Origin of the sequence: Bifidobacterium pullorum subsp. saeculare (assembly GCF_016899725.1) — a bacterium.
GTDB lineage: Bacteria > Actinomycetota > Actinomycetes > Actinomycetales > Bifidobacteriaceae > Bifidobacterium > Bifidobacterium pullorum_C.
The window spans coordinates 1-22,883 of sequence record NZ_JACLYU010000018.1 but is presented as its reverse complement, the minus strand read 5'-3'; the positions used below and the strand labels follow the sequence as shown (position 1 = coordinate 22,883).

At 71.1% G+C, this 22,883-nt stretch carries 20 protein-coding genes; 17 read left to right on the top strand and 3 right to left on the bottom strand.

Features of this window, described 5'->3' with window-relative positions:
- Nucleotides 1–100: 100 nt before the first annotated feature.
- Nucleotides 101–919 (bottom strand): TetR/AcrR family transcriptional regulator, encoded by an 819-nt coding sequence (locus tag H7U32_RS07880; protein ID WP_204469528.1) that lies wholly within the window; start codon nt 917–919, stop codon nt 101–103.
- Nucleotides 920–1,122: 203 nt separating this feature from the next.
- Here H7U32_RS07880 and H7U32_RS07875 point away from each other — a divergent pair, with 203 nt between their 5' ends.
- The 5 genes from H7U32_RS07875 to H7U32_RS07855 all read left to right on the top strand — a co-directional run bounded on the left by H7U32_RS07875 (nt 1,123) and on the right by H7U32_RS07855 (nt 6,977).
- Nucleotides 1,123–1,908 carry a gamma-glutamyl-gamma-aminobutyrate hydrolase family protein gene (locus H7U32_RS07875; protein WP_204469527.1) on the top strand — a complete coding sequence of 262 codons (786 nt, stop codon included), beginning with the start codon at nt 1,123–1,125 and terminating at the stop codon, nt 1,906–1,908.
- Between the two features lie 25 nt (nt 1,909–1,933).
- Complete coding sequence (gene ftsY, locus H7U32_RS07870) at nt 1,934–3,202, top strand: signal recognition particle-docking protein FtsY (RefSeq protein WP_204469526.1); 1,269 nt, start codon at nt 1,934–1,936, stop codon at nt 3,200–3,202.
- Nucleotides 3,203–3,394: 192 nt separating this feature from the next.
- Nucleotides 3,395–4,690: an ammonium transporter gene (locus H7U32_RS07865; RefSeq protein WP_204469525.1), complete on the top strand. Its 1,296-nt coding sequence runs from the start codon at nt 3,395–3,397 to the stop codon at nt 4,688–4,690.
- Between the two features lies 1 nt (nt 4,691).
- Nucleotides 4,692–5,030 carry a P-II family nitrogen regulator gene (locus H7U32_RS07860; RefSeq protein ID WP_204469524.1) on the top strand — a complete coding sequence of 113 codons (339 nt, stop codon included), beginning with the start codon at nt 4,692–4,694 and terminating at the stop codon, nt 5,028–5,030.
- A gap of 102 nt (nt 5,031–5,132) precedes the next feature.
- Nucleotides 5,133–6,977, top strand: coding sequence for an HD domain-containing protein (locus tag H7U32_RS07855; protein WP_204469523.1), 1,845 nt, complete (start codon nt 5,133–5,135; stop codon nt 6,975–6,977).
- A 98-nt stretch (nt 6,978–7,075) separates the two neighbouring features.
- On the opposite strand, the gene H7U32_RS07850 is transcribed toward H7U32_RS07855, so the two are convergent.
- Nucleotides 7,076–8,428, bottom strand: coding sequence for an MATE family efflux transporter (locus H7U32_RS07850; RefSeq protein WP_204469522.1), 1,353 nt, complete (start codon nt 8,426–8,428; stop codon nt 7,076–7,078).
- A 630-nt stretch (nt 8,429–9,058) separates the two neighbouring features.
- Here H7U32_RS07850 and H7U32_RS07845 point away from each other — a divergent pair.
- The 9 genes from H7U32_RS07845 (at nt 9,059) to H7U32_RS07805 (ending at nt 18,590) form a co-directional block, all read left to right on the top strand.
- A complete protein-coding gene (locus H7U32_RS07845) occupies nt 9,059–9,424 on the top strand; it encodes a hypothetical protein (protein WP_204469521.1) in 366 nt (121 codons plus the stop codon).
- A gap of 65 nt (nt 9,425–9,489) precedes the next feature.
- Complete coding sequence (locus H7U32_RS07840; protein WP_204469520.1) at nt 9,490–10,275, top strand: prolipoprotein diacylglyceryl transferase; 786 nt, start codon at nt 9,490–9,492, stop codon at nt 10,273–10,275.
- Nucleotides 10,276–10,319: 44 nt separating this feature from the next.
- The gene (dnaB, locus tag H7U32_RS07835) at nt 10,320–11,771 is read left to right on the top strand and encodes a replicative DNA helicase (protein ID WP_204469519.1); all 1,452 of its coding nucleotides are present in this window, start codon (nt 10,320–10,322) and stop codon (nt 11,769–11,771) included.
- A 6-nt stretch (nt 11,772–11,777) separates the two neighbouring features.
- Nucleotides 11,778–13,238 (top strand): Mur ligase family protein, encoded by a 1,461-nt coding sequence (locus tag H7U32_RS07830; RefSeq protein ID WP_204469518.1) that lies wholly within the window; start codon nt 11,778–11,780, stop codon nt 13,236–13,238.
- A 23-nt stretch (nt 13,239–13,261) separates the two neighbouring features.
- Complete coding sequence (locus H7U32_RS07825; protein ID WP_204469533.1) at nt 13,262–14,071, top strand: type 1 glutamine amidotransferase; 810 nt, start codon at nt 13,262–13,264, stop codon at nt 14,069–14,071.
- Between the two features lie 117 nt (nt 14,072–14,188).
- Nucleotides 14,189–14,473: a phasin family protein gene (locus H7U32_RS07820; protein WP_204469517.1), complete on the top strand. Its 285-nt coding sequence runs from the start codon at nt 14,189–14,191 to the stop codon at nt 14,471–14,473.
- A 101-nt stretch (nt 14,474–14,574) separates the two neighbouring features.
- Nucleotides 14,575–16,221, top strand: coding sequence for an ABC1 kinase family protein (locus H7U32_RS07815; RefSeq protein WP_323804612.1), 1,647 nt, complete (start codon nt 14,575–14,577; stop codon nt 16,219–16,221).
- Between the two features lie 1,143 nt (nt 16,222–17,364).
- Nucleotides 17,365–17,712 carry a hypothetical protein gene (locus tag H7U32_RS07810; RefSeq protein WP_204469516.1) on the top strand — a complete coding sequence of 116 codons (348 nt, stop codon included), beginning with the start codon at nt 17,365–17,367 and terminating at the stop codon, nt 17,710–17,712.
- A 143-nt stretch (nt 17,713–17,855) separates the two neighbouring features.
- Nucleotides 17,856–18,590, top strand: a complete 735-nt coding sequence (locus tag H7U32_RS07805; RefSeq protein ID WP_204469515.1) for an MIP/aquaporin family protein — start codon at nt 17,856–17,858, stop codon at nt 18,588–18,590.
- Between the two features lie 64 nt (nt 18,591–18,654).
- On the opposite strand, the gene H7U32_RS07800 is transcribed toward H7U32_RS07805, so the two are convergent.
- The gene (locus H7U32_RS07800) at nt 18,655–19,536 is read right to left on the bottom strand and encodes a hypothetical protein (protein ID WP_204469514.1); all 882 of its coding nucleotides are present in this window, start codon (nt 19,534–19,536) and stop codon (nt 18,655–18,657) included.
- A 129-nt stretch (nt 19,537–19,665) separates the two neighbouring features.
- Between H7U32_RS07800 and rmuC the strand changes: the two genes are divergently transcribed.
- The 3 genes from rmuC to H7U32_RS07785 form a co-directional block, all read left to right on the top strand.
- Entirely contained in the window at nt 19,666–21,129 is a 1,464-nt protein-coding gene (gene rmuC / locus H7U32_RS07795; protein ID WP_204469513.1) for a DNA recombination protein RmuC, read from the top strand.
- Nucleotides 21,130–21,451: 322 nt separating this feature from the next.
- Nucleotides 21,452–22,399 carry a class C sortase gene (locus H7U32_RS07790; protein WP_239457620.1) on the top strand — a complete coding sequence of 316 codons (948 nt, stop codon included), beginning with the start codon at nt 21,452–21,454 and terminating at the stop codon, nt 22,397–22,399.
- A 210-nt stretch (nt 22,400–22,609) separates the two neighbouring features.
- The coding region (locus H7U32_RS07785; protein ID WP_204469511.1) for a hypothetical protein at nt 22,610–22,883 on the top strand (274 nt) is incomplete at its 3' end.

Genomic DNA, 22,883 nt, shown 5'->3' with positions numbered 1-22,883 from the left:
TCATATCCTGCCGGTCCGGGGTCGGTCGGGGTCGCCATGGGGGACGACGGTTCGCCGGCGGATCCGGCCTCCGTCGACGAATGCCGACGGACCGGGCCGGTCAGTCGGTGCCGTCGGCCCGCTGATCGTCGGATGCCGCCGGGGCGGCGTCGGATGCCGGGGCGGCATCCGCGGCACCGCCACCCGGGGCGTCGACCGGCCGGCCCTCCGCCGTCGGCCGGCCGGGCTCCCCGGCATCGGGGGACGGCCTGGTCGCCGGCTCCTCCGGTGCGCCGTCCCCGCGCGGGGCGGCCGCCTTCCTCGCGCGCTTGGCCGCCTTCGCCTCGAACACCAGCGTGGGCTTGGAATCGAGGCGGGACAGGCCGTGCCAGGCCAGGTCCACGATGTACGCGGCGAGCTGCTCCTTGCTTACCTTGGGTCGGGCGGCCCAGTACTGGCCGGTGAACACGGTCATGCCCACCAGCATCTGCGCGTAGTACGGCACGCCCTTGGTGGAAAGCTTCTGACGGCGGAACGCGGAGGTGAGCAGGTCCTCCACGCGCATCGAGACGTCGCCCAGCAGGGAGCTGAACGAGCCGGAGGGGTCGGTGCTCGGCGAATCGCGCGAAAGAACCCGGAACCCCTCGGCGTTCTCCTCGATGTACGTGAGCAGCGCCAGCGCGGTGCGTTCCACAATCTGGCGCGGATGGTCAGTGGGCGCGGACAGCGCCGCGGTGAGCACCCCCGTGAGCGCCTGCATCTCACGGTCCACGACGACCGCGTACAGGCCCTCCTTGCCTCCGAAATGCTCGTACACGATGGGTTTGGAGACCTTGGCATGGCTGGCGATCTCCTCCACGCTCACCGCCTCAAAGCCTTTGGCCGCGAACAGGGCGCGTCCGACGGCGATGAGCTGTTCGCGCCGTTGCAGCGATGTCATCCGTGAAGAGGTAGCCATGCCACGACAGTCTAGCCGGACGGGGGCGTCCGGCCGTGGCGGGCGGTGCCGGGGCGCGGCCGGCGTGGCCGGTGGGGCCAGTAGGGTGTGGCCGGTGGGGCCAGCCCGCAGCCCGTTACCGGACGGATTCCATCGGCCAGTAGGATGGCGGCAGCCGGTCGCCGGACCGGCGGAGGGAGGACTCGATGGTACGACCGGTCATCGGCGTGACGCCGCTGTGGGACGACAAGCTGCGCAGTCTGTGGATGCTGCCGGGGTATTTCGACGTGTTGGAGGACGCCGGCGCTACGCCGGTGATGCTGCCGCTGCGCGGCGGGGACCCGGAGCGTGCGGAGCGGTTGGCGGATCTGTGCGACGGCTTCCTGTTCACCGGCGGGCACGACGTGGATCCGGCCCGCTATGGCGAGGTGCCCGGGCCGCGCACCACGAAGCTGTGCCCGGCGCGCGACCGGATGGAGATCGCGCTGCTGGATGCGGTGCTGCGGCGCGACAAGCCGGTGCTGGGAATCTGCCGCGGCATCCAGCTCATCAATGTGGCGTTGGGCGGCACGCTCTGGCAGGACCTGCCCTCCGAGCATCCCAGTGCGGTGGAGCATCACGGCACGGCGCCATACGACCGCGTGGTGCACACGGTGACGGTCGTGCCCGGCTCCCCTCTGGCCCGCGCGCTGTGGGGCGGGGACGGCAAGGACGACGGCCGCGGCTGCGGCGCGGTGCTGGACCGCGACGGGCGGGCGTTCCACCCCGAGCCGTATGCGTTGGGCGTGAACAGCTACCATCATCAGGCGGTCCGCCGGTTGGCGGACTGTCTGGAGCCGATGGCCACGGCCCCGGATGGCATCGTGGAGGCGGTGGCGATGCCCTCGCGGCGTTTCGTGTGGGCGGTGCAGTGGCATCCCGAGTTCGCGCACGCTGCCGATCCCGCGCAGCAGCGCATCGTCGACGTCTTCGTCGAGGCCTGCGCCCGGTGACGCTGGGTGGCTAGACTTGGGCCACATGGATACGAATGTGATCATTGGCATCGTGATCGCCGCCATCGTCGTCGTTGCGATTGTGGTCGGCGTCATCGTTGCGCGCACCAAGAAGAACGCCACAGCCCCGGCGGCTTCCGCCGAGACTCCGACGCCCGCTCCGGCCGCATCCGCCGGGGAGTCGGGCCCCGTCGAAGCGGCGGCCGGGACGGCGGAATCCGCGGCTGAATCCACTGCGGAATCCGCCCAGTCCGCCGCGGGGCCGGCCGAGGAGACCGCCGCCGAACCGGCCGCTCCCGAGGCGGCCCCGACACCGGAAGCGGCCCCGACACCCGAACCGGCCCCGGCGCCGGCCGTCGAGACCCCGGAATCCGCCGGCTCCCGCCTCACCCGCCTCAAGGCCCGGCTCGCCAAGTCGGCGAACCCCTTCGGCAAGGCGCTGTTCAACATCCTCGCCAAGGACAACCTCTCCGAAGCCGACTGGGAGGACGTGGAGGACACGCTGCTCCTGGCCGACGTGGGCGCCGAGGCCAGCGAGAAGCTCGTGGAGGACCTGCGCACCGACGCCCGCGTGGCCGGCAGCCACGACCCCGCCCAGGTGCGCGCCGCCCTGCGCGAGAAGCTGCTCGACCTGGTCGGCCGCGACGCCGACCGCCGGCTCAACGCGGACAAGCCCGGCGCCGCCGCACCGAGCGTCATCATCATGGTCGGCGTCAACGGCACCGGCAAAACCACCACCGCCGGCAAGCTCGCCCGCCTGTTCGTGGCCGAGGGCAAGCACGTGGTGATGGGCGCGGCCGACACCTTCCGCGCCGCCGCCGCCGACCAGCTCGAGACCTGGGGCGCCAAGGTGGGCGTGCCCGTCGTCCGCTCCGACAAGGACGGCGCCGACCCGGCCTCCGTCGCCTTCGAGGCCTCCGCCCGCGCCAAGGAGGACGGCGCCGACGTGCTCATCATTGACACCGCCGGTCGTCTGCAGAACAAGGCCAATCTCATGGACGAGCTCGGCAAGATCCGCCGCGTCACCGAGAAGAACCTGCCGGTGGACGAGGTGCTGCTCGTGCTCGACGCCACCACCGGCCAGAACGGCATGACCCAGGCCAAGGTGTTCGCCGAGGCCATCGGCATCACCGGCGTGGTGCTCACCAAGCTCGACGGCTCCGCGAAGGGGGGCATCGTCGTGTCGGTGCAGAAGGAGCTCGGCGTGCCCGTCAAGCTCGTGGGACTGGGCGAAGGGCCCGACGACCTGGCCCCCTTCGATCCCGAGGGATTCGTCGACGGCATCCTCGCCTGACGCCCCGCCCCGCGGCCGCCCGCCGCGGGGTTCCTTTTACATGCCCGTAACCTCGCGTAACGTGCCGCACACACCGCCGGCGTTCCATACGGTGATGTTAGCCCCGAGTTCGGGGGGAAATGGGAAAGCGCCGTGACGCCACGCCCCACGGGGGTGGCGCGGCGGCGATGAAACCAGAGAGGGAGGTAAGACATGGGAGCGCTTGATTCCGGCAATACTGCATGGATCCTGACGTCAGCGTCCTTGGTGTTCCTCATGACGCCTGGTGTGGCGTTCTTCTACGGCGGCATGGTCCGTGCCAAGGCCGTGCTCAACATGCTCATGCTGGAGGCGGCGGCGCTGTCCGTCACCATGATCATCTGGGTGTTCTGGGGATGGTCCATCTCCTACGCCGGCAATGACATCGGCGGCATCTTCGGCGATCCGGCCACGGGCTTCCTGCTGCGTGATTCGATGGTGGCCAAGGACGGCGTGTTCACCACGACCGGTCTCAACTCCAACAACTACCCGGTGAGTGTGGACGTGGCCTTCCAGGTGGCGTTCGCGATGATCACCGTGGGCCTGATCTGCGGCGCCATCGCCGAGCGCGTCAAGTACTCGACCTGGATGATCTTCGTGGCGCTGTGGGTCACCTTCGACTACGCGCCGATGGCGCACATGGTGTGGAACGGCGGCCTGCTGTCCGGCGACGGCGCGATCTCGCAGGCCATCGGCGCCACGGCCCACGATTTCGCAGGCGGCACCGTCGTGCACATCAACGCGGCAGTCGCGGCCCTGGTCATCGTGCTCATCATCGGCAAGCGCAAGGGCTTCGGCACCACCCCGATCCGTCCGCATAACGTGCCGTTCGTCATGCTCGGCGCTTTCCTGCTGTGGTTCGGCTGGTTCGGCTTCAACGCCGGCTCCGCCTTCGCGGCCAACGGCACCGCCGGCTACGCCTGGGTCTCCACCTCCGCCGCCACCGCGGCCGCCATGCTCACCTGGGGCTTCACCGAGAAGATCCGCTCCGGCCACTACACCGCGATGGGCGCGGCCTCCGGTATGGTCGCCGGCTTGGTCGCCATCACCCCGGCCGCCGATGTGGTCTCCCCGCTGTGGGCCATGGTCCTGGGCGGCATCGCCGGCATCCTCACCTGCCTGGCCTGCGGTCTGAAGTTCAAGTTCGGCTATGACGACTCCCTCGATGTGGTCGGCGTGCACGGCGTCGGCGGCCTGACGGGCACCGTGCTCATCGGCTTCTTCGGCGAGGGCACCGGCCTGCTCGCCGGCGGCGACTGGCGCCAGCTGGTCGTGCAGATCCTCATCGCGCTCGTGGCGATCGTCTACTCCGCGGTGATCACCGGTATCATCGCCTTCGCGCTGGAGAAGACCATCGGCTGGCGCGTCACCGAGGCGCAGGAGATCGGCGGCATCGATCTGGCCGACCAGGGCGAGCGCGCCTACGATTTCGCTGGCACTGCCAGCTCCGTCCTGAAGGAGATGAAGTGAGATGAAGCTCATCACTGCGATCATCCAGCCCCATAAGCTCGACGAGGTCAAGGAGGCGCTGGCCGCGGCCGGCGTGCACGGCCTGACCGTCTCCGAGGCCAACGGCTACGGCCGCCAGCGCGGCCACACCGAGGTCTACCGCGGCGCCGAATACACCGTGGACCTCATCCCGAAGATCCGCGTCGAGGTGCTGTGCGACGACGCGGACGCCGAGACGCTGGTCGGCGTGATCACTAAGGCCGCCGCCACCGGCACCATCGGCGATGGCAAGATCTGGGTGGCGCCGCTCGACTCCGTCACCCGCGTGCGCACCGGCGAGACCGGTTCCGCCGCGATCTGATCCGGACGTCAGTCCGGCGCGAATCCCCCGCGCGAAGGCCCGAGCCTGAGGCGGGGGATTCCGTATGTGTGCAGGCATGACGATGTGGAGCATGGGGGCGATATGTCAGCGGTCGATGGATTGGGCCAGCGGTTCCTGGAACTGAGCCAGCCGGACGGGGACGGGGTGTTGCGTGACGGCGCCGGCAAGCGCCGCGCCCGCACCGAACTGGCGATGCGGTGCCTGGAGGGGCTGTGGGGCGAGGCCTGTGCCGGCGTCGGATTCGAGGTGCCGGCCACCGGCGTCGGTCTGGCGGCGGTCGGCTCGCTCGCCCGCGGGCAGATCGGTCCCAGCTCCGACCTCGACCTGGTGCTCATCACCGACGGCCACGCCCTGTCCGACGCCCAGGTGGGCGAGCTCGCCAACAAGCTGTGGTATCCGCTGTGGGACTCTGGGCTCGACCTCGACCATTCGGTGCGCTCGCGCGCCCAGTGCGAGGCCGTCACCGACCATGACCTGCCGGCCGCGATGGGCTGGCTCGACGTGCGCCCCGTCGCCGGCGACGCCGCGCTGGTGCGCGCCACCAGCGACGCCATCCTCGCCCGCTGGCGCAAGGCCGCGCGCCGCCGCCTGCCCGAGCTGCTCGACTCGGCGCAGTCCCGGCTCGCCGAGTTCGGGCAGCTGCCCTATCTGAACCAGCCGGACGTCAAGGAGGCGCGCGGCGGCCTGCGCGACACCGTGCTCGTCTCCGCGCTCGCCGCCTCCTGGCTGGCCGACCGTCCGCACGGCGCCTACGACGACGCGGTCGAACGCCTGCTCGACGTGCGCGACGCCATCCACCTCGCCGCCCGCAAGGACTCGAACCTGCTGCTCGCGCCCTACCAGGCGCAGGTCGCCGCGATGATGGGTCTGGCCGATCCCACGCTGCCCGAGGGGGAGCGGCAGGCGCGGGCCATCGACGATCTGCAGACCCTGCTGGCCCGCCTCGGCCGGCGCATCGCGTTCGCGCTCGACGCCACCGCCTCGCGCGCCCGCCATTCGCTCACCCACGAGCGGCCGCGCTTCTCCTTCTTCCAAGTGCTCAATCCGCGGGCCCACGGCAAGCGCGAGGCCCCGGTGTTCGAGGCGGTGGCGCCCGGCGTCGCCCGCCATGAGGGCGAGCTCGTGCTCGCGCCCGGCGCGCGGCCGGAGGACGACGCCGCGCTGGCGCTGCGCATGGCCGTCGCGGCCGGGCACACGGGGTTGCCGATTAACCCTGGCACTCTGGTGAACCTGGCGCGGTGCCCGATCCGCAGCGACCGTTGGGACGAGGCCTCGCGCGACCTGTTCGTGGCATTGCTGGGCTGCGGCGACCGGCTGGTCGAGGTGTGGGAGGAGCTCGACTTCGTGGACATCCCCGGCCGGTGGATGCCCGAATGGCTGGGCATCCGCAACCGCCCCAGCGTCTCGGCCGCGCACCGCTACACCATCGACCGCCATAGCGTCGAGGTTGTCGCCCGGCTCGGCGGCGGCGCCTCCCCGGGTCAGGAGGCGGGCATGTCGCAGGAGTATGACGCCCCGCACCGGACCGCGCTGCTCTTGGCCGGGCTGCTCCATGACATCGGCAAGCGGCCGGGCGTGGCGGACCATGCGGCCGAGGGCGCGCGGCATGTGCCGGTCATTCTGCGGCGCATGGGATTCGCGGACGAGGTGGTGGATATGGCCGCGCTGCTCGTGCGCGAGCATCTCACGCTGAGTGAATACGCCACCGGCCGCGACCCTGACGACACGGCCACCGGGCGGGAGCTGGCCGCGCGCGTCGGCCATGACCGCACCCTGCTCGCGATGCTGTTCGACCTCACCCGCGCCGACGGCTCCTCGCTGGGCGCCACCGCGAACGAGGCCATCACCAAGCGCTATGGCTGGAGCCGGTGGCGCGAGACGCTGGTGCGCGGCATGGTCGCCGCGGCCGCCGCCTCGTGCCAGTGAACGGTTCCGTCCATGAGGTGGATGGTGGCTGCCGCAGGGTGGGTGTGTCGCGAATGGTTTGGTCCATGAGGTGGACCGCCGGCGCCGGAGCCCCGCCCCTAGCGCATCCACTGGTCGGTGCGCAGCCGCAGACCATTGAAGAGGGCTCGCACGCCGATGAACAGTACGCTGATCGCGGTCCAGAGCACCACCATGCGCGCCATATCCGGCACGGCCAGCGCCCTGTCGGCCAGGTCGATCGCCGCCAGGCACGGCAGGTAGATGGCGCAGGTCACGCCGCAGGTGGCCGCCAGATAGCGGGTGTCGCCGGCGCCGATGAGGATGCCATCGACGGCCCACATCCAGCCGGCCAGCGGCAGGAACACCGCCACCGTGACCATGCCGGCGATGATGAGCCCCTGCACCGCCGCCGAAGGGGAGAACAGCGGCGCCGCCAGCGATCCGATGGCCGCCAGCCCCAGGCCGATCGCCACGCCGCCAAGCAGCCCGGCCCGCCCGGCCGCACGCGTCATCGCGCGCGCCGACGCCTTCCTGCCGGCGCCGAGCTCGGTGGCCACGAGCGTCTGCCCGGCGATGCCGATCGCGTCGAGCATGTTGAGCACGAAGTTCCACCCCGCGTTCACCGCCTGGTAGGCGGCCAGCACGGCCACGCCCATATGCGTGGCCAGCACGACGGTGCCGACCAGGCAGGCGCGCAGGGCCAGCGTGCGCAGGAACAGCGGCACGCCGTCGCCCGCGGACCGGAGCACGCCGCGCCAGCGGGGCCGCCAGTCGGCGCCGTCCGCCCGCGCCCATATCAGCGCCGGCGCCACCAAGGCCACGCCCATGAACCATTGGGCGATGAGCGTGGCCGCGCCCGAGCCGGCCACACCCCAGCCCAGCCCCCACACGAACAGCATCTCGAGCAGCGTGTTCACCACCGCGCCCGCCACCGCGGCCACCAGCGTGATCCGCACCTTCTGCAGACCGCGGAAGATGCCGTTGGCCGCATACACGAGCAGCATGCCGGGCAGGCCGAACACCATGGCCTTGAGATAGACGGCGGCGTTCGCGAGCACCGCGCCGCGCGCGCCCATCGCGAAGCACAGCGGCTCCGCCAGCGCGAACAGCGCCACCGAGACGGCCGCGCCGATGGCTAGCGCCAGCCACAGTCCGTCGATGCCGGCCTCCAGGCCTTCGCGTCGCCGGCCAGCGCCGATGAGATGTGCGACGCGCGAGGTGGTGCCGTAGGCGAGGAACACGCACAGGCCCACTGTGGTGAGCGCGATGGTCGAGCCGACCGACAGCCCCGCTAGCGCCGCGTCGCCGATATGCCCGACGATGGCCGTGTCGATGAGGATGAATGTCGGTTCCGCGATGAGCTGGCCGAAGGTGGGCAGCGCCAGCGCCGCGATGCGTCGGTAGGTGCCGCGGCCGATGGCGCCGCCTTGCCGTGATGCCGCCTGATCCATATGCCGCCCGTTCCTTTCCGCAGTGCCGCCGTCACGATTATGCCCGCCGGCCCGCCGCGGCGGGCCGCGGCGCCATGTACCACGGTGCCGGCGGACGCGCAAGTCGCCGCGGCGGACGGGGGTGGTTATCCCCGGCTATCCCCACGGTATGCACATGGTTATCCCCAATCTGTGGATAACATTGTGGATAACTCGGGAGTTGTCCACAGAGTTATGCGCACGATGTGGATAACTCGGAAAACCGTCCACATCCGCCGCCGGCGTGTCGCCTCGGATCGTCCACCATGAGCGCCGCGTGGCTACGGTGATCCGCCGGATCGGCCGCCATATCCACAGTGCTAGTGGAGGCCCGCCGGCCTCCACCCCATATCTAGTGCTGCCGGTTATCTCCGCCGTCAGTAGGCCGCCAGCCCCGACCGTGCCGCGGCGCCGCCCCGTAGGGCGGTCCCCGATGCCGACTTCATGCAGGTCGTCTTCCAGAAGTCCCGAGGTCCGTGCCCGCGCCCGCCGCGGCGTCTATGATGGAGGGTGACGGATGTCGAAGGGGCTTCCGTGGGACCGGCTTTCGCCGGAGTCCTCAGTCAAGAGAAAGAAGGAGTCATAGTCGACCCGAATCCTCAGAATTCCAACATGAATCCGCCGCAGCAGCCATATGCGCCGCAGCAGCCCGCCGCGCCGCAGCAGCCGTTCGCCCCGCAGCAGCCCGCTTCGCTGAACGGCAGCGTGCCCGGCAAGGGCGCGGCCACCGCCAGCCTGGTGCTCGGCATCGTCGGCGTGGTCTGCTGGTTCTTCGGCTGGAGCTCCATTGTCTCCGTGATCTGCGGCGTCATCGGACTCATCCTCTCCTCCAATGCGAAGAAGGCCGGCTTCGACGGCGGCATCCGCACCGCGGGCTTCGTGCTGTCCATCATCGCCCTGGCCGGCGGTGCGCTGGTGTTCGTCGCCTGCGTCGCCTGCGTCGGTCTGCTCGCCGGGGTCGGCGCCTCGATGTCATGATCCGTTGCCCCGGATCGCCCGTGGCATCCGGCCCGGGCACGGTGCGTGGGGGAGGGGCGTGAGCCATGCTCCCCTTCGTCACCGTGCTCGGCCGGACGCTGCCGATGTACGGCGTGATGTGCGTGGCCGGCATGGCCGCCGCGTTGCTGTACGTCGTCTGGCGTGCGCCGCGCTTCCATCTGAGCCGTGACGACGCCGCCTATCTGACGATGGGCATCGTGCTCGGCGCGGTCGCCGGCGCGAAGCTGCTCTACATCCTCACCCAGGTCCCCGCCATCGTGGGGGACCTCGGGCTGCTCGCCGCCGACTCGGCGCTGTTCGTGCGGCGGTATGTGTCCGGCGGCTTCGTGTTCTACGGCGGTGTGGCCGGCGGACTGGCCGGCGGCTGGATCATGTGCCGCGTCTTCGGCTGGCGGCCCGCCGACTTCGTGCCGCTGCTGGCGCCGGCCGTGCCGCTGGCCCATGCCTTCGGCCGCATCGGATGCTTCTGCGTTGGATGCTGCCACGGCAAGGAGGCGCCGTGGGGCATCGCGTTCACCCACGCTATCGCCGCGCCCAACGGCGTCCCCCTGATTCCGGTCCAGCTCATCGAGGCCGGCGCCGAGGCCGTCATCTTCGTCATCCTGGCGGTGGCCACCGCGCGCGGCCTCGCCGGCTGGTCGCCGCTGGCGCTGTTCCTCGCGCTGTATGCGCCGGTGCGTTTCCTTGACGAATTCTGGCGCGGCGATATGGTGCGCGGCGTCGAGGCCGGCCTGTCCACCTCGCAGTGGATCAGCCTGGCGGCGATGGCCGGCGTCCTCGCCTACGCCCTGCGCGCCCTGGCGCGCCGCCGCGCGCACGCCGGCCGCTGAACCGACATCCGCCCGATGCGACGCAGCGTCTATACTCGGGCCGTATGGCAGAAGGAGATTGGCAGGACGGCGCCGGCCGTGACGGCGGCGCGGGCCGCGGCGACCGCCCGCACTATGTGGCCGGCAACACCGGCGACCGCGTGCGCGACGCGGTGTTCGACCGCGTCCCCCCGCATGACGACGACGCGGAGATGGCCGTCCTCGGCGGCATGCTGATGAGCAAGGACGCCATCGGCGAAGTCTCCCAGATGATCGACGTCACCGACTTCTACCAGCCCAAGCATCAGACCATCTACGACGCGATCCTCGATCTGTTCTCGGCCAGCCAGCCGGTGGACGCCGTGCTCGTCGCCAACGAGCTGATGAAGCACGGCGACCTGGAGAAGGTGGGCGGCGCCGACTACCTGCACTCCCTCGTGGCCTCCGTGCCCACCGCGGCCAACGCCACCTACTACGCGGACATCGTCCACCAGCGCGCCATCCTGCGTAACGTCATCGCCGCGGGCACCAAGATCGCCCAGCTCGGCTACTCGGCGGAGGGCTCGCAGGCGGAGGACGTGGTGAACCTCGCCCAGGCCGAGGTCTATGAGATGTCCGTCGGCCGCGTGCGCCAGGACTACGCCGCCATCGGCTCCGTGGTCCAGGAGACCCTCGACCAGATCGACAAGCTCCAGAACCACCTCATCCCGCGCGGCGTGCCCACCGGCTTCCGCGAGATCGACGACGTGACCCAGGGCCTGCAGCCCGGCCAGATGATCGTGGTGGCCGGCCGCCCCGCCATGGGCAAGTCCACGCTCGGCGTCGACTTCGCGCGCGCCGCCGCCCTCCACCACGACATGACCACCGTCATCTTCAGCCTGGAGATGAACAAGACGGAGCTGGCGCAGCGCATCATCTCCGCCGAAACCGGCATTCCGCTGAGCTCCCTGCGCCATGTGGACGAGATCACGCCCGAACGCTGGGGCGAGCTCAACAACTTCTGGACCACCATGCAGGACAAGCCGCTGTTCATCGACGACAGTCCGAACATGGGCCTGATGGAGATCCGCGCCAAATGCCGCCGCCTCAAGCAGTCGAACGGGCTCAAGCTCGTGGTCATCGACTACCTGCAGCTCATGAGCGCCGGCCGGCACATCGAGAACCGCGCCCAGGAGGTCTCCGAGATTTCCCGCGCCCTCAAGCTGCTGGCCAAGGAGCTCGAGGTGCCCGTGGTGGCGTTGGCGCAGCTCAACCGCAACTCGGAGATGCGCAACGACCGCATCCCGCAGCTGAGCGACCTGCGCGAGTCCGGCTCCATCGAGCAGGACGCCGACGTGGTGTTCCTCGTGCACCGCCCGGACTACTACGACAAGGAGGACCGCCCCGGCGAGGCGGACATCATCATGGCCAAGCACCGCAACGGCCCGACGGACACGTTCACGCTCGCGTTCCAAGGCAACCGCTCCCGCTTCTGCGACATGGCCAAGGACTTCAACCAGCCCGGACAGGGGGTGTGAGCCACGATGGCAGCACAGGACAAGAACCCGGCCGCGCCGGCCACAGCGCCGGCCGCCGCCGGCCGCACGCCGTTCTCCTTCGCGACGCCCGCCCTCGGCAAGGCCGTGCGCTGGGCCGCGCGCGCCGCCCGCCGCGGCGGCAGTGCCTTCCCCGGCAAGGTGGTCGAGTCCGTCGACCCCGGCTTCCTCGCGCGCACGCTGGGCCAGCTGCCGCTGGGCGTCGTGCTCGTCTCCGGTACAAACGGCAAGACCACGACCACGCGCATGGTCGCCACGATGCTCTCTGACCTCGGGCTCAAGGTGTTCACCAACCCCACCGGGTCAAATTTCACGCGCGGCGTCGTCTCCGCGCTGCTCGCCCAGGTGGACCTGTCCGGCCGGCTCGACGCCGACATCGCCGTCCTCGAGCTCGACGAGGCCTACGCCGTGCACTTCGTGGCGCAGGTGCGCCCGCGGTACTGCCTGCTGCTCAACGTGATGCGCGACCAGCTCGACCGCTTCGGCGAAATCGACAACACCGCCCGCCTGCTGGCCCACGTGGCCGAGGCGACGACCGGCACCGTCGTGCTCAACCGCGAGGACCCGCGCATCGCCGCCCTCGCCGCCCACGCCGGCCCGGGCGCGGCCGTCCGCTGGTTCGGCCTGGCGCCGGGGCTGCGCTCCTTCTTCCCCTCCGACGACGACATGGCCGTCACCGGCGCCGGCGACGCCGCCCGCGCCGACCGGGCCGTCGCCGGCGCCCTCGCGCACGACGGCGCCGGCGGCCCGGAGCCGGCGGCGGCAGCCGGCCGGCGTGACCCGGACGACCTGCCGGCGGACGTCGTGCTCACCGAGGTCGGCGACCATCGCGCCCGCTTCCGCATCGGCGGCGTCGACTGCGGCACCGATGTCAGGCTGGAGGGCGTGTACAACCTGTACAACGCGGCCGGTGCGCTCGCCGTCGTCCGCGCCGTGCTCGACGGCTCCGGCGACCCGGCGCTGACCGGCACCGGCGCCGGCCGGCTCATGGAGGTGCTCGCCACCGTCACGCCGGCGTTCGGCCGCGGCGAGGTCATCGACTGCCACGGCACCCCCGTGGAGCTCGTGCTCGTCAAGAATCCGATGGGATTCCGCCTGTCGCTGGCCAGCTTCGACCCCGCCGGCAGCGACACGATGATCGCGATCAACGACGAATACGCCGACGGCCGCGACATGAGCTGGCTGTGGGATGTGGACTTCACTTCGCTGCGCGCCGGCGGCGTGGCGATGGTCTCCGGCGTGCGCGCCTGGGACATGGCGCTGCGCCTGGGCTACGACCAGGTGGCCGCCGGTGCGGTGGAACCCGCGCTCGGCGAGGCCGTGGAACGCTTCGTCGCGCTCAACCCCGGCCGGCCGAAGCGCATCTATGTGACGTACACCGCGATGCTCAAGGTGCGCCAGCACCTGTCGCAGATGACCGACGTGGCCGACGCCGGGGTGGGAAGGTGAGCAGGATGGACGAGAACGCAACCATGGCCGGCGCCGCCGACGCGCCCGGGGCCGCCGACGCGCCCGCCGTCGACATCGTCTCCCTGTACCCCAGGGATATGAACATCTACGGCGACTCGGGCAATGTGCTCGTCATCCGCCGCCGGCTGGAGCTGTACGGCTACCGGCCCGTCGTCCACCAGATCAACCAGGGCGACCCGTGGCCGGACCGGGCGGACCTGGTCCTGGCCGGCGGCGGCCAGGACACCGGCCAGAAGAAGATCATCGACGACCTGCACGCCCGCGCCGCGCTGCTGCGCGGACTGGCCGAGGACGGGCTGCCGATGCTCGTCATCTGCGGCATGTATCAGCTGTTCGGCGAGTACTTCGAAACCGTGGACGGCACCCGGCTCGACGGCATCGGCGTGCTCGGCGCGTACACCGTCGGGCGCGAGCGGCGCCTCATCGGCAATCTGACGGAGGAATCCGGCGACTTCGGCACCGTCATCGGCTACGAGAACCACTCCGGCCAGACCTTCCTGCGCGAAGGCACGCGCCCGCTCGGCCGCGTGGCCGACCGCGAGACCGGCAACAACGCCGAGGACACGCACGAGGGCGCGCGCGTGCGCAACGTGATCGGCACCTACCTGCACGGCTCGCTGCTGCCGAAGAACCCCGTCGTCGCCGACTACCTCATCCGCGCCGCCGTCGAACGGCGGTACGGGGGCGGGGCCGCCGTCGGGGCGGCCGTGCCCGCCTCCGGGGCCCAGACCGAGGCGATGCGCGCCGAGCTCGCCCGCCTCGACGACCTCGCCGCCCGCGCCCGCGAGGTGGCCGCCTCCCGGCCCCGCTGAGCGGACTGGCCGGCCCGGGCGGGCGGTGGCGCAGCCGGGAAACCCGGGGCCCGTGCGGTAGCATGGAGTCATGCGCGGGGCGAGGAACGCCCCGCGGAACTCCCAAGGAGGCGCATCATGGCAGATTTCGATTTGGGTGACGGCCTGCGCAAGGTCTTCCTGGCCGGCGTGGGCGCGATGGCCACCACCTTCGAGAAGGGCCAGGAGATCGTCAACGACCTCGTGAAGAAGGGCGAGCTCACCGTCGAGCAGGGCAAGGCCCTCAACACCGAGCTCAGGCACCGCATGCCGGAGACGGTGAAGGAAGCCAAGGCCGCGGCCGAGGCGACCGCCGCCGCTAAGACCGCCGAGGCCGCCCAGGCGGCGGCCGACGGCGCATCCGGCGAGGCCACGGCCGAGTGACCTTGCCTCGGGGTGCATCCGGCCCCACCCCACTCCCCGCGACGCACGCCGCGCCCCCCGAGGGCGCGGCGTCGTCCTCCCATGCCGCCGCGGACGAGACCATCGGCCTGTTCGGACCGCGCCGCGGCGACTTCGAGACGCGCTACCACCTCACCCGCCGCAGCAAGCTCAGGCGGCTAAGGGAGATGGTCGGCATCGTCCGGCAGTTCGACATCGTCCACGGCCTGACGCCGGTCAAGATGCGGCTCATGCTCGAGGCGCTCGGCCCCACCTTCGTCAAAGTGGGCCAGATCCTGTCCATGCGCTCCGAGATCCTGCCGCAGGCCTTCTGCGACGAGCTCGCCAAGCTGCGCGCCGACGCCGACCCGATGCCCTACCGGACCGTGATCGACACGCTGGAGCACGAGTACGGCCGGCCGGTGGACGAGGTGTTCGACCGGCTCGACCCCACGCCGCTGGGCTCCGCCTCCCTCGCGCAGGTGCACCGCGCGCGGCTCGTCACCGGCGAGGACGTGGCCGTGAAGGTGCAGCGCCCCGGCGTGCGCGAGACGATGGCGCAGGACGTGTCCATCATGCGTTCGCTGGCGCGCGCCGCCGCCAAGCTCGTGCCCTCCGCGCAGGTGGTGGATCTGCAGGGCGTGGTGCAGGAGCTGTGGGAGACCTTCGAGGCGGAGACCGACTTCACCGTCGAGGCCCGCAACCTCGCCGAATTCAAACGCTTCAGCGAACGCTACGCCTACATGGACTGCCCTACGCCGTACCCGGAGCTGTGCACGCAGCACGTGGTGGTGATGGACTACGTGGACGGCATCTCGGTTTCCCGGCCGGACCAGCTCGTCGAAGCCGGCTACGACCTCAAGGAGATCGGCACCAAGCTCGTCGACAACTACGCCACCCAGGTGCTCGACGACGGCTTCTTCCACGCCGACCCGCACCCCGGCAACATCATCGTGCGCGGTGGGCAGATCGTGCTCATCGACCTGGGCATGACCGGACGGCTCAACGCCAAGACCCGCGCCGTGCTCAAGGAGATGATCTTCGCCGTCGCCAAGCAGGACTCGCCCGCGCTCGCCGACGCGCTGCTGCGCTTCGCCGGCGCCGAGTCCGACCCGGCCGACTACCCGGCGTTGCTGGCCGACCTCGACTCGATCGTCGAGGAATTCGGCACCGTGGACCTGGCCGAGCTCGACATCGCCGCCTTCCTCGGCTCCCTCACCGCGCTGGCACAGCGCCACGGCATCGAGGTGCCGAGTTCGGTGACCACCGTCGGCCGGGCGCTGGTCACGTTGGAGGGGCTGCTCGACGAGTTCATCCCCGACGTCAACATGATCGAGATCATTTCCCAGCACATCGCCGCCGCCAAGACGCCCGCCGAACGGCTGCGCGAGGAGGCCGAGTCGCTGGCCGTGGAGGGGCACCGCGCGCTGCACGGCGCCTTCGCCACGCTCGCCGAGCTCAAGGTCGCCTCCCGCATGCTCACGCGCGGCCAGCTCAAGGTGAACATGGAGCTCGTGGGCGCCGAGGAGCCGCTGCGGCGGCTGTCGGACATGGTCAACCGCATCACGATGGCGCTGATCGTGGTGGGCCTGTTCGTCGGCTCGTCGATCGTGTACTTCGCCGGCATGAAGCCCATCGTCTTCGGCATCCCGATCGTCGGATTCATGGGCTACGCGGTCGCCTTCGGCATCGGCTGCTGGATCCTCTTCGACATCATCTGGAAGGGGCGCAAGTCGCGCGGCAAGCGGTAGGCGGCGGCCCGCGCGAGGCCGCCGAGGTGCCTCATTTGAAAGTGAGTGCGGAACCGGGAGTGGTGCCTTGCGTGGGGTGGGCGTGAAATCCTGGTTGGTGTCGGCTGGGGTTTCGTTGTTGTCTTCCGGTCGGGTGCCCGCGATGCGTGCGGGTGTCCTGTTCGAGTATGGCGTGTCGGGGCCGGCGCGCTGCTCGAGGCGTCGGGTGCGTGGGGCGGCCATGGTCTCGGGCTGGTCCTGGATGGCGTGGGTGCGGCGGACGGGCTCGGCCGGGTTCGTCTCGGCGGTCAGGCGTTCGATGCGCTCGCGTCGTTCGGCCGGGATGTATCCGGGTCCGCCGGCGGCCCGGTCCTGTTCGTCGGACCTTGCGGGCCGCCGCCATGGGGCCATGGGCCGGTCGTGGACGCGTCTGGGGCGTCCGTCGCGGGTGCCGGGGCGTCCCACGGGTCTCTTGGACGGGGTGAACGGGTTGGCCTTGACGCTCACGGGCCGCCACGGCTCGTTCGACAGGTCGGGTTCGGCGAGTTCGCGCCGGCGGTCGGAACGCGTGCTTGCGCACGACGTGGTTGTCGCGGGACTCGACGGTGGCCTGGCCGTTCTTCCTGTGGGGACGGCCGCGGGTCCGCTGGGTGTCGGGCCGCCGGAGGCGGCCGATGGAGTCCGCGTCGACGGACTCGCCGCCGTTGTCGTTGTCGTAGGGGCGGATCGGGAACGGGATCCTCTGCTCGATCATCGCCTTGGCCTGGGAGAGGTCGCGGTACGCGTTGTCGCGGGCGGACGCGTTCCCGGCCCATCCGGTGGCGAAGTCGACCACGGCCGGGGTGCGGCGGGACCCGCCCTTGGGACCGGGGCCGCGGCGGGCGACGGTGTCGGCCTCCACGTTGCCGGGCAGGCCGTCCGGCCCGTCGCCGGCCTTCCTGGTCGTGATCGAGTCGCGCGACGGCTCGCCGGCCGGACGCGTGGCCGCCGACCCCCTGGGGCGGGCGGCGTCGCGCGCCGGCCTGAGGCGCCGGTCGATCGTCGAGGCGCCCATCGCCATAAGCTGCCCCGGGCGCGTGTCCGTCCCACTCGTCCGGCTGCCCGTGCCCGCGCAGCACGGGCAGCCACTGCGGCGGCATCGCCTTGGGATACCTGCCGCACGGCATGTCCGTCAACACCCGCACCCGCACCGGCGGCTCGCGCGACTGGCCGGAATGCCGGCGCGGCCGCTCCCGCGCCGCCGGCGCCGCGCCGTTCCCATGCCGCCCGGCCTGGGCGAGCAGGCGCCTGGCCGTGCCCCCGCCCACCCCGGGCGTCTCGCGCATCCTGTCCAGGATGACGCCCTTCCGCTTCTTCGACGCCCTCACATACTCGTCCCTGAACCTGAGGGTGACCTGCCGCTTCGTCGCCATGGTGGTCCCGTCTTCCATACGACCAGCCGAACAGACCGACCCGGTCTCGCGCTCACTCCCGATGAGGCACCACTACACAATTCGCGCTCAAAAAACGTGAAGCACGTCGCCGCCGGGCGGATGTCGGGGGCAGGGCTAGACTGGACGATTGTCCGCCGTCCGGCCACACCCCCTTCCGTCTGCGTTCGGGGAGGCGTTTCTCCGGCGGAAGAACCCCAGAGAAGAACCCCCGAAGGAACTGTTGTGGAAGTCTCCCTGTTCACCAAGCTCGCGGCCGAATTCTTCGGCACCGCCATCCTCATGATCTTCGGCAACGGCGCGGTCGCCAACGTCGAACTCAAGAACACCAAGGGCCACCAGGCCGGCTGGCTCAACATCGCGATGGGCTACGGCTTCGGCGTGATGTTCCCGGTGCTCATGTTCGGCTCCATCTCCGGCGCCCACATCAACCCGGCCATGACCATCGCCCAGGCCGTCAACGGCATGTTCGACTGGTCCCTGGTGCTGCCGTACATCGTGGCCCAGCTGCTCGGCGCGCTCGTCGGCCAGCTCGTCGTGTTCGCCACCTACTACCCGCACTACCGCGAGACCGGTTCCGCCGACGCGATCCTCGCCACCTTCTGCACCACCGATGCCGAGGGCTCCCGCTCCAACTACTTCCTCAACGAGTTCTTCGGCACCCTCGTGCTCGTGCTCGGCGCGCTGTGCTGCCTGTCCCTGTCCTGGGGCGAGAAGGACCCGGCCGCCGCGGCGATCGTGGTCGGCTTCATCGTGTGGGGTCTGGTGACCTCGCTCGGCGGCCCCACCGGTCCCGGCCTGAACCCGGCCCGCGACCTCATGCCGCGTCTGCTGCACTCGCTGCTGCCGATCCCCAGCAAGGGCACCTCCCGCTGGAACGAGGCGTGGATCCCGGTCGTGGCCCCGATCGTCGGCGCCATCGTCGGCGCGTTCCTGTTCAACGCCTTCTTCGCTGCCTGAGCGCAGTCCGAGCCAAGCACGGGGCCCGCGGCAATGCCGCGGGCCCCGTCTGGTGTGCGGGCGTTTACGCGCGCCGCGCGGCGCACAGGAGCGCGGCCGCCACGCCCGCCGCGACCAGCGCGACCACCGTCGGATCGGGCAGCCAGCCGGTGAAGGGGACGAGGACGCCCGCGGCGACCGGAACCGTGACGACGGCGTAGACGGCGGCGGCGCCAAGACGTGCCGCGGGCAGCGGCAACGCGCACGGGCACAGCACGACGAGCACGTTCACCGCGGCGACAAGCCCTTGCGGTAGCACGGTGGACGGGGCCAACGCCGCCCAGAGCGCGAAGGTCCAGGCCGCGACGATCATCGCGAGCGGCGGAACCGCGCGCGCGAGCCATGCGGCGGCCGGGCCCACCGGGCGGGGGCGCGCCACGCCGCGCGGGAAGGCCAGCAGGCCGACGGCGAGCGTCAGGACGACGATGCTATCCACGGCGAGGAACAGCGGCTCGCACGGAACGTCGAACAGCTGCGGCACGCCGCAGGCGGCGAGGCAGCACAGGTACATGAGCCACGCGCCCAGCGAGGCCATCGTGCTGCCATCCGGTTCGCGGCGGCGCAGGGCGGCGGCGCCCGCGCGGTGGATGGGGGAGCCGCAGTAGAACATGACCGGGGTGACCAGGATGGCGTGCAGCCAGGGGCTGGCGAGCGGGGCGGGCATGGCCTGTGGGGCGGCCAGCCGGACGATGGTCAGCGCCAGCGCGGGCAGGGTGAGGGCGACGCCGGCGGCCAGGCGCCGGGGAAGCCGGAGCGCCGGGGCGGCGGGCTGCCGCCGGTCGGAGCGGTCCGGTTGAACGGGCCGCTCCGGTTGGACGGCGGCCCGGGACGGCAGGGGCAGGAACCAGCGCAGGATGGCCCAGGTGACCAAGGCCGCGGCCACCGCCGCGACGGCTATGAGGAACATATTCGGTCCGATCTTCTTGTGCGTGCTGCTTCCATCATGGCACCGACGCGGCCGTTGCGGCGCCATCCCGGGCCCGGGCGTGGTGGGTAAAAAATTACCGTGGCCTGGAACAGGTGTTGTAATGGAACCATGACCGACAACACCGCCACATGGATCGTCATGATCGTCGCCCTGCTGGCCGACGCCGCGCTCGGTGCGCTGGCCGGCTACCTGCTGGGCAAGTCCCGGGCCCAGGACGCCGCGCGCGGCGTGCGCTCCGCCGAGCTGGACGACGCCCGCGCGCAGCTGGAGGATGCCCGCCGGAGCATCGCCGAGCTCACTGCCACGGCCGCCGAACAGCGCGCGGCCCGCGAGGGCGCGGACCGGCAGCTCGCCTTCGTCCAGTCCCAGCTTGCCCAGGCGCAGAAAGCCGAGGAGCTGCGCATCCAGCGCGAACGCGAGCGCGCCGCAGCCGAGGCCGAGGAACGCCGCCAGGCCGAGGCCAAGGTGGCCGAGGAGCGCCGCCTCGCCGAGCAGCAGGCCGCCGAGGACCGCCGCCGCGCCGAGGCCGACGCCGCCGAGACCAAGCGCGCCGAACAGGCCGCCCGCCTCAAGGAGCAGGCCAAGGTGATGGAGGCGCTCGCCCCGGTGAGCAAGAACCTCGAGGAGCTGCGCGCCAAGGTCACGCAGATCGAGGAGGGGCGCAAACGCGAGATGGGCCAGCTCGGCGAGCAGCTCAAGGGCCTGGGCGAGCAGCAGAGCCGTCTGGACAAGGAGACGGCCTCGCTGTCCGCCGCGCTGCGCAACAACAAGGTGCGCGGCGCCTGGGGCGAGGCCCAGCTGCGCAACATCGTGGAATCCGCAGGACTCCTCGAGCATGTGGACTTCGACACGCAGGTCACCGTCGCCGGTCCCGACGGCCAGAAGCAGCGCCCGGACATGGTAGTGCATCTGCCCGGGCACAAAACCATCCCCATCGACGCGAAGGCACCGTACAACGACTACCAGCGCGCCTGCGAGATCCCGGACACCGCCAGCGACGACGAGCTTCGTCGCCGCGACGAGCTGCTCCAGGCCCACGCCAAGGCCCTGCGCGAGCATGTGCGCGCGCTCGGCGACCGCGCCTATTGGAACGCCTTCGAGAACGCGCCGGACTTCGTGGTGGCGTTCATTCCCAACGAGGCGCTGCTGCAGGCCGCGCTCCAGGCCGACCCGACGCTGATGGACGACGCCTTCGCCCGCAAGGTGGCGCTCACCTCGCCGGTCACGCTGTGGGCCGTGCTCAAATCCGTCGCCTACGCCTGGCAGCAGCAGAGCCTGACCGACGACGCCAAGCGGCTGTTCGACCTGAGCCGCGAGCTGTACCGCCGCTTCGCGGTGCTCGGCGAGCATGCCATCGCGCTCGGCGCGCAGCTGACGCGCACCGTGGCCATGTACAACAAGTTCGTCGGCAGTCTGGAGGGGCGGGTGCTGCCCACCGCGCGCAAACTGCAGAAGCTCGATGCCTCCAAGGTCATCGAGGAGGTGCCGCTGCTCGACGCGCAGAAGGCGGATGTCAAGGAGCCCGCGGCGCCCGAACTCACCGCCACAGGGCCGCAGGGGGAGGGTCGGTAGGCCGGCCCGCCGCCGGGGGCGGCGCCTTGAGGGGGCGCCCCCGTGCCCGCGGCCGACGGCGTGATGGAAACTGGCGTTTACAATGGCCTGCGAAGGAGTGGTGCCGGCCGGATCGTCCGCAACTGTGGCGGAACCGCGCGGCACCCCGGTAAGGAGCGCATATGCGGCACCAGAGGAAAGGCCGGCACGCCGGACCGCCGGCTGCGCGCGCCAGGGGCGCCGGCCGCGGCATGCCGCGCAAGCCGGCCAAGGCCGCCGTGAAGCCTGCCGCCGCGGCCGTCGGTGCGCCGGCGGACGGGCGGAGCGGCCGGCGTTCGAGTCGCTGATCGACGTGAGCGACATCGCGGCGCGGCTCAGGTCCGCGCGGCGCTCCTCGGCCATCCTCCGGGCCATCTCCATCGTGCTGCTCGTCGCCGCCATCGGCATCATCGGCTATCCGTTCATGCTCCAGCACCAGTCCGCCCGGCGCCTGGCGGACACCACCTCCGCCGCGGCCGAGCGCGTGGCCGGCTGGCCATACCCGCAGGCCGAGGAGGCGCTCAAGGCCGCCCACGCCTACAACGAGCGCCTGGCCCAGTCCGGGCAGCCCATCCTGGGCGAGGCCACCGATCCGTTCGCCACCACCTCCGGCGGCTCCCACGCCTCCGGCGAGGACTCCGCCTCCGCCAAGGACAGCGAGTACCAGTCGCTGCTGGACGCCGGTGGCGGCGTGATGGGCTCCATCCGCATCCCCAAGGTCTCGGTGGACCTGCCGATCTACCACGGCACCTCCTCCGAGGCGCTCGCCTCCGGCGCCGGCCATCTGTACGGCTCCAGCCTGCCGGTGGGCGGCGCGAACACGCACAGTGTGCTCACCGGCCACCGCGGCTTGGTCGAGGCGATGATGTTCACCTGGCTCGACGAGATGAAGAAGGGCGACGTCTTCTACATCGAGGTGATGGGCGAGACCCTCGCCTACAAGGTGGACCGCATCACCGTCATCGAACCGGACGACACCAGCCAGCTCAAGATCACGCCTGGCGAGGACCGGGTCACGCTGATGACCTGCACGCCCTATGGCGTCAACACCCACCGTCTGCTCGTCTCCGGCCTGCGCGCCCACATCCCCGAGCAGGCCCCCCGGCTCCAGGACGCCCCGCGCGACGGCACGGTGCCGGCCATCGCCACCGCACTCGCCGTGCTGGTGCTCGGGCTCATCCTCGTCTCCCGGCTCTACGGCAACACCTGGCGCATCGTGCGCCATGTCACCGCCTGGCCCCGCCGCTGGTGACGTTTCCCGTGGAACACCGGGCGGAGGGCACCTCGGGCCCACGCGGCGTTTCCATCCTGTTACGGACGGGGGCACATCGTACCCCCGTCCGGCGTTCCGCGGCGCCGTGCCCGGCGCTCCGCAGCCCTTGGGCCGGCGCGGTTCGACGCCGCCGGGGGATCGGCGCCGGGATTTCGTGACGGGCGTACGAGGTGCCTCATTTGAAAGTGAGTGCGGAACCGGGAGTGGTGCCTTGCGTGGGGTGAGCGTGAAATCCTGGTCGGTGTCGGCTGGGGTTTCGTTGTTGTCTTCCGGTCGGGCGCCCGCGATGCGTGCGGGTGTCCTGTTCGAGTATGGCGTGTCGGGGCCGAGTTTCCTCTCGAGGCGTCGGGTGCGTGGGGCGGCCATGGTCTCGGGCTGGTCCTGGATGGCGTGGGTGCGGCGGACGGGCTCGGCCGGGTTCGTCTCGGCGGTCAGGCGTTCGATGCGCTCGCGTCGTTCGGCC

Excerpts from the sequence above, each read along its gene's own strand:
- H7U32_RS07880 (WP_204469528.1), bottom strand. The coding sequence starts at position 919 with ATGACATCGCTGCAACGGCGCGAACAGCTCATCGCCGTCGGACGCGCC.
- H7U32_RS07875 (WP_204469527.1), top strand. The coding sequence starts at position 1,123 with ATGGTACGACCGGTCATCGGCGTGACGCCGCTGTGGGACGACAAGCTG.
- ftsY (WP_204469526.1), top strand. The coding sequence starts at position 1,934 with ATGGATACGAATGTGATCATTGGCATCGTGATCGCCGCCATCGTCGTC.
- H7U32_RS07865 (WP_204469525.1), top strand. The coding sequence starts at position 3,395 with ATGGGAGCGCTTGATTCCGGCAATACTGCATGGATCCTGACGTCAGCG.
- H7U32_RS07860 (WP_204469524.1), top strand. The coding sequence starts at position 4,692 with ATGAAGCTCATCACTGCGATCATCCAGCCCCATAAGCTCGACGAGGTC.
- H7U32_RS07855 (WP_204469523.1), top strand. The coding sequence starts at position 5,133 with ATGTCAGCGGTCGATGGATTGGGCCAGCGGTTCCTGGAACTGAGCCAG.
- H7U32_RS07850 (WP_204469522.1), bottom strand. The coding sequence starts at position 8,428 with ATGGATCAGGCGGCATCACGGCAAGGCGGCGCCATCGGCCGCGGCACC.
- H7U32_RS07845 (WP_204469521.1), top strand. The coding sequence starts at position 9,059 with ATGAATCCGCCGCAGCAGCCATATGCGCCGCAGCAGCCCGCCGCGCCG.
- H7U32_RS07840 (WP_204469520.1), top strand. The coding sequence starts at position 9,490 with ATGCTCCCCTTCGTCACCGTGCTCGGCCGGACGCTGCCGATGTACGGC.
- dnaB (WP_204469519.1), top strand. The coding sequence starts at position 10,320 with ATGGCAGAAGGAGATTGGCAGGACGGCGCCGGCCGTGACGGCGGCGCG.
- H7U32_RS07830 (WP_204469518.1), top strand. The coding sequence starts at position 11,778 with ATGGCAGCACAGGACAAGAACCCGGCCGCGCCGGCCACAGCGCCGGCC.
- H7U32_RS07825 (WP_204469533.1), top strand. The coding sequence starts at position 13,262 with ATGGCCGGCGCCGCCGACGCGCCCGGGGCCGCCGACGCGCCCGCCGTC.
- H7U32_RS07820 (WP_204469517.1), top strand. The coding sequence starts at position 14,189 with ATGGCAGATTTCGATTTGGGTGACGGCCTGCGCAAGGTCTTCCTGGCC.
- H7U32_RS07810 (WP_204469516.1), top strand. The coding sequence starts at position 17,365 with ATGTCCGTCAACACCCGCACCCGCACCGGCGGCTCGCGCGACTGGCCG.
- H7U32_RS07800 (WP_204469514.1), bottom strand. The coding sequence starts at position 19,536 with ATGTTCCTCATAGCCGTCGCGGCGGTGGCCGCGGCCTTGGTCACCTGG.
- rmuC (WP_204469513.1), top strand. The coding sequence starts at position 19,666 with ATGACCGACAACACCGCCACATGGATCGTCATGATCGTCGCCCTGCTG.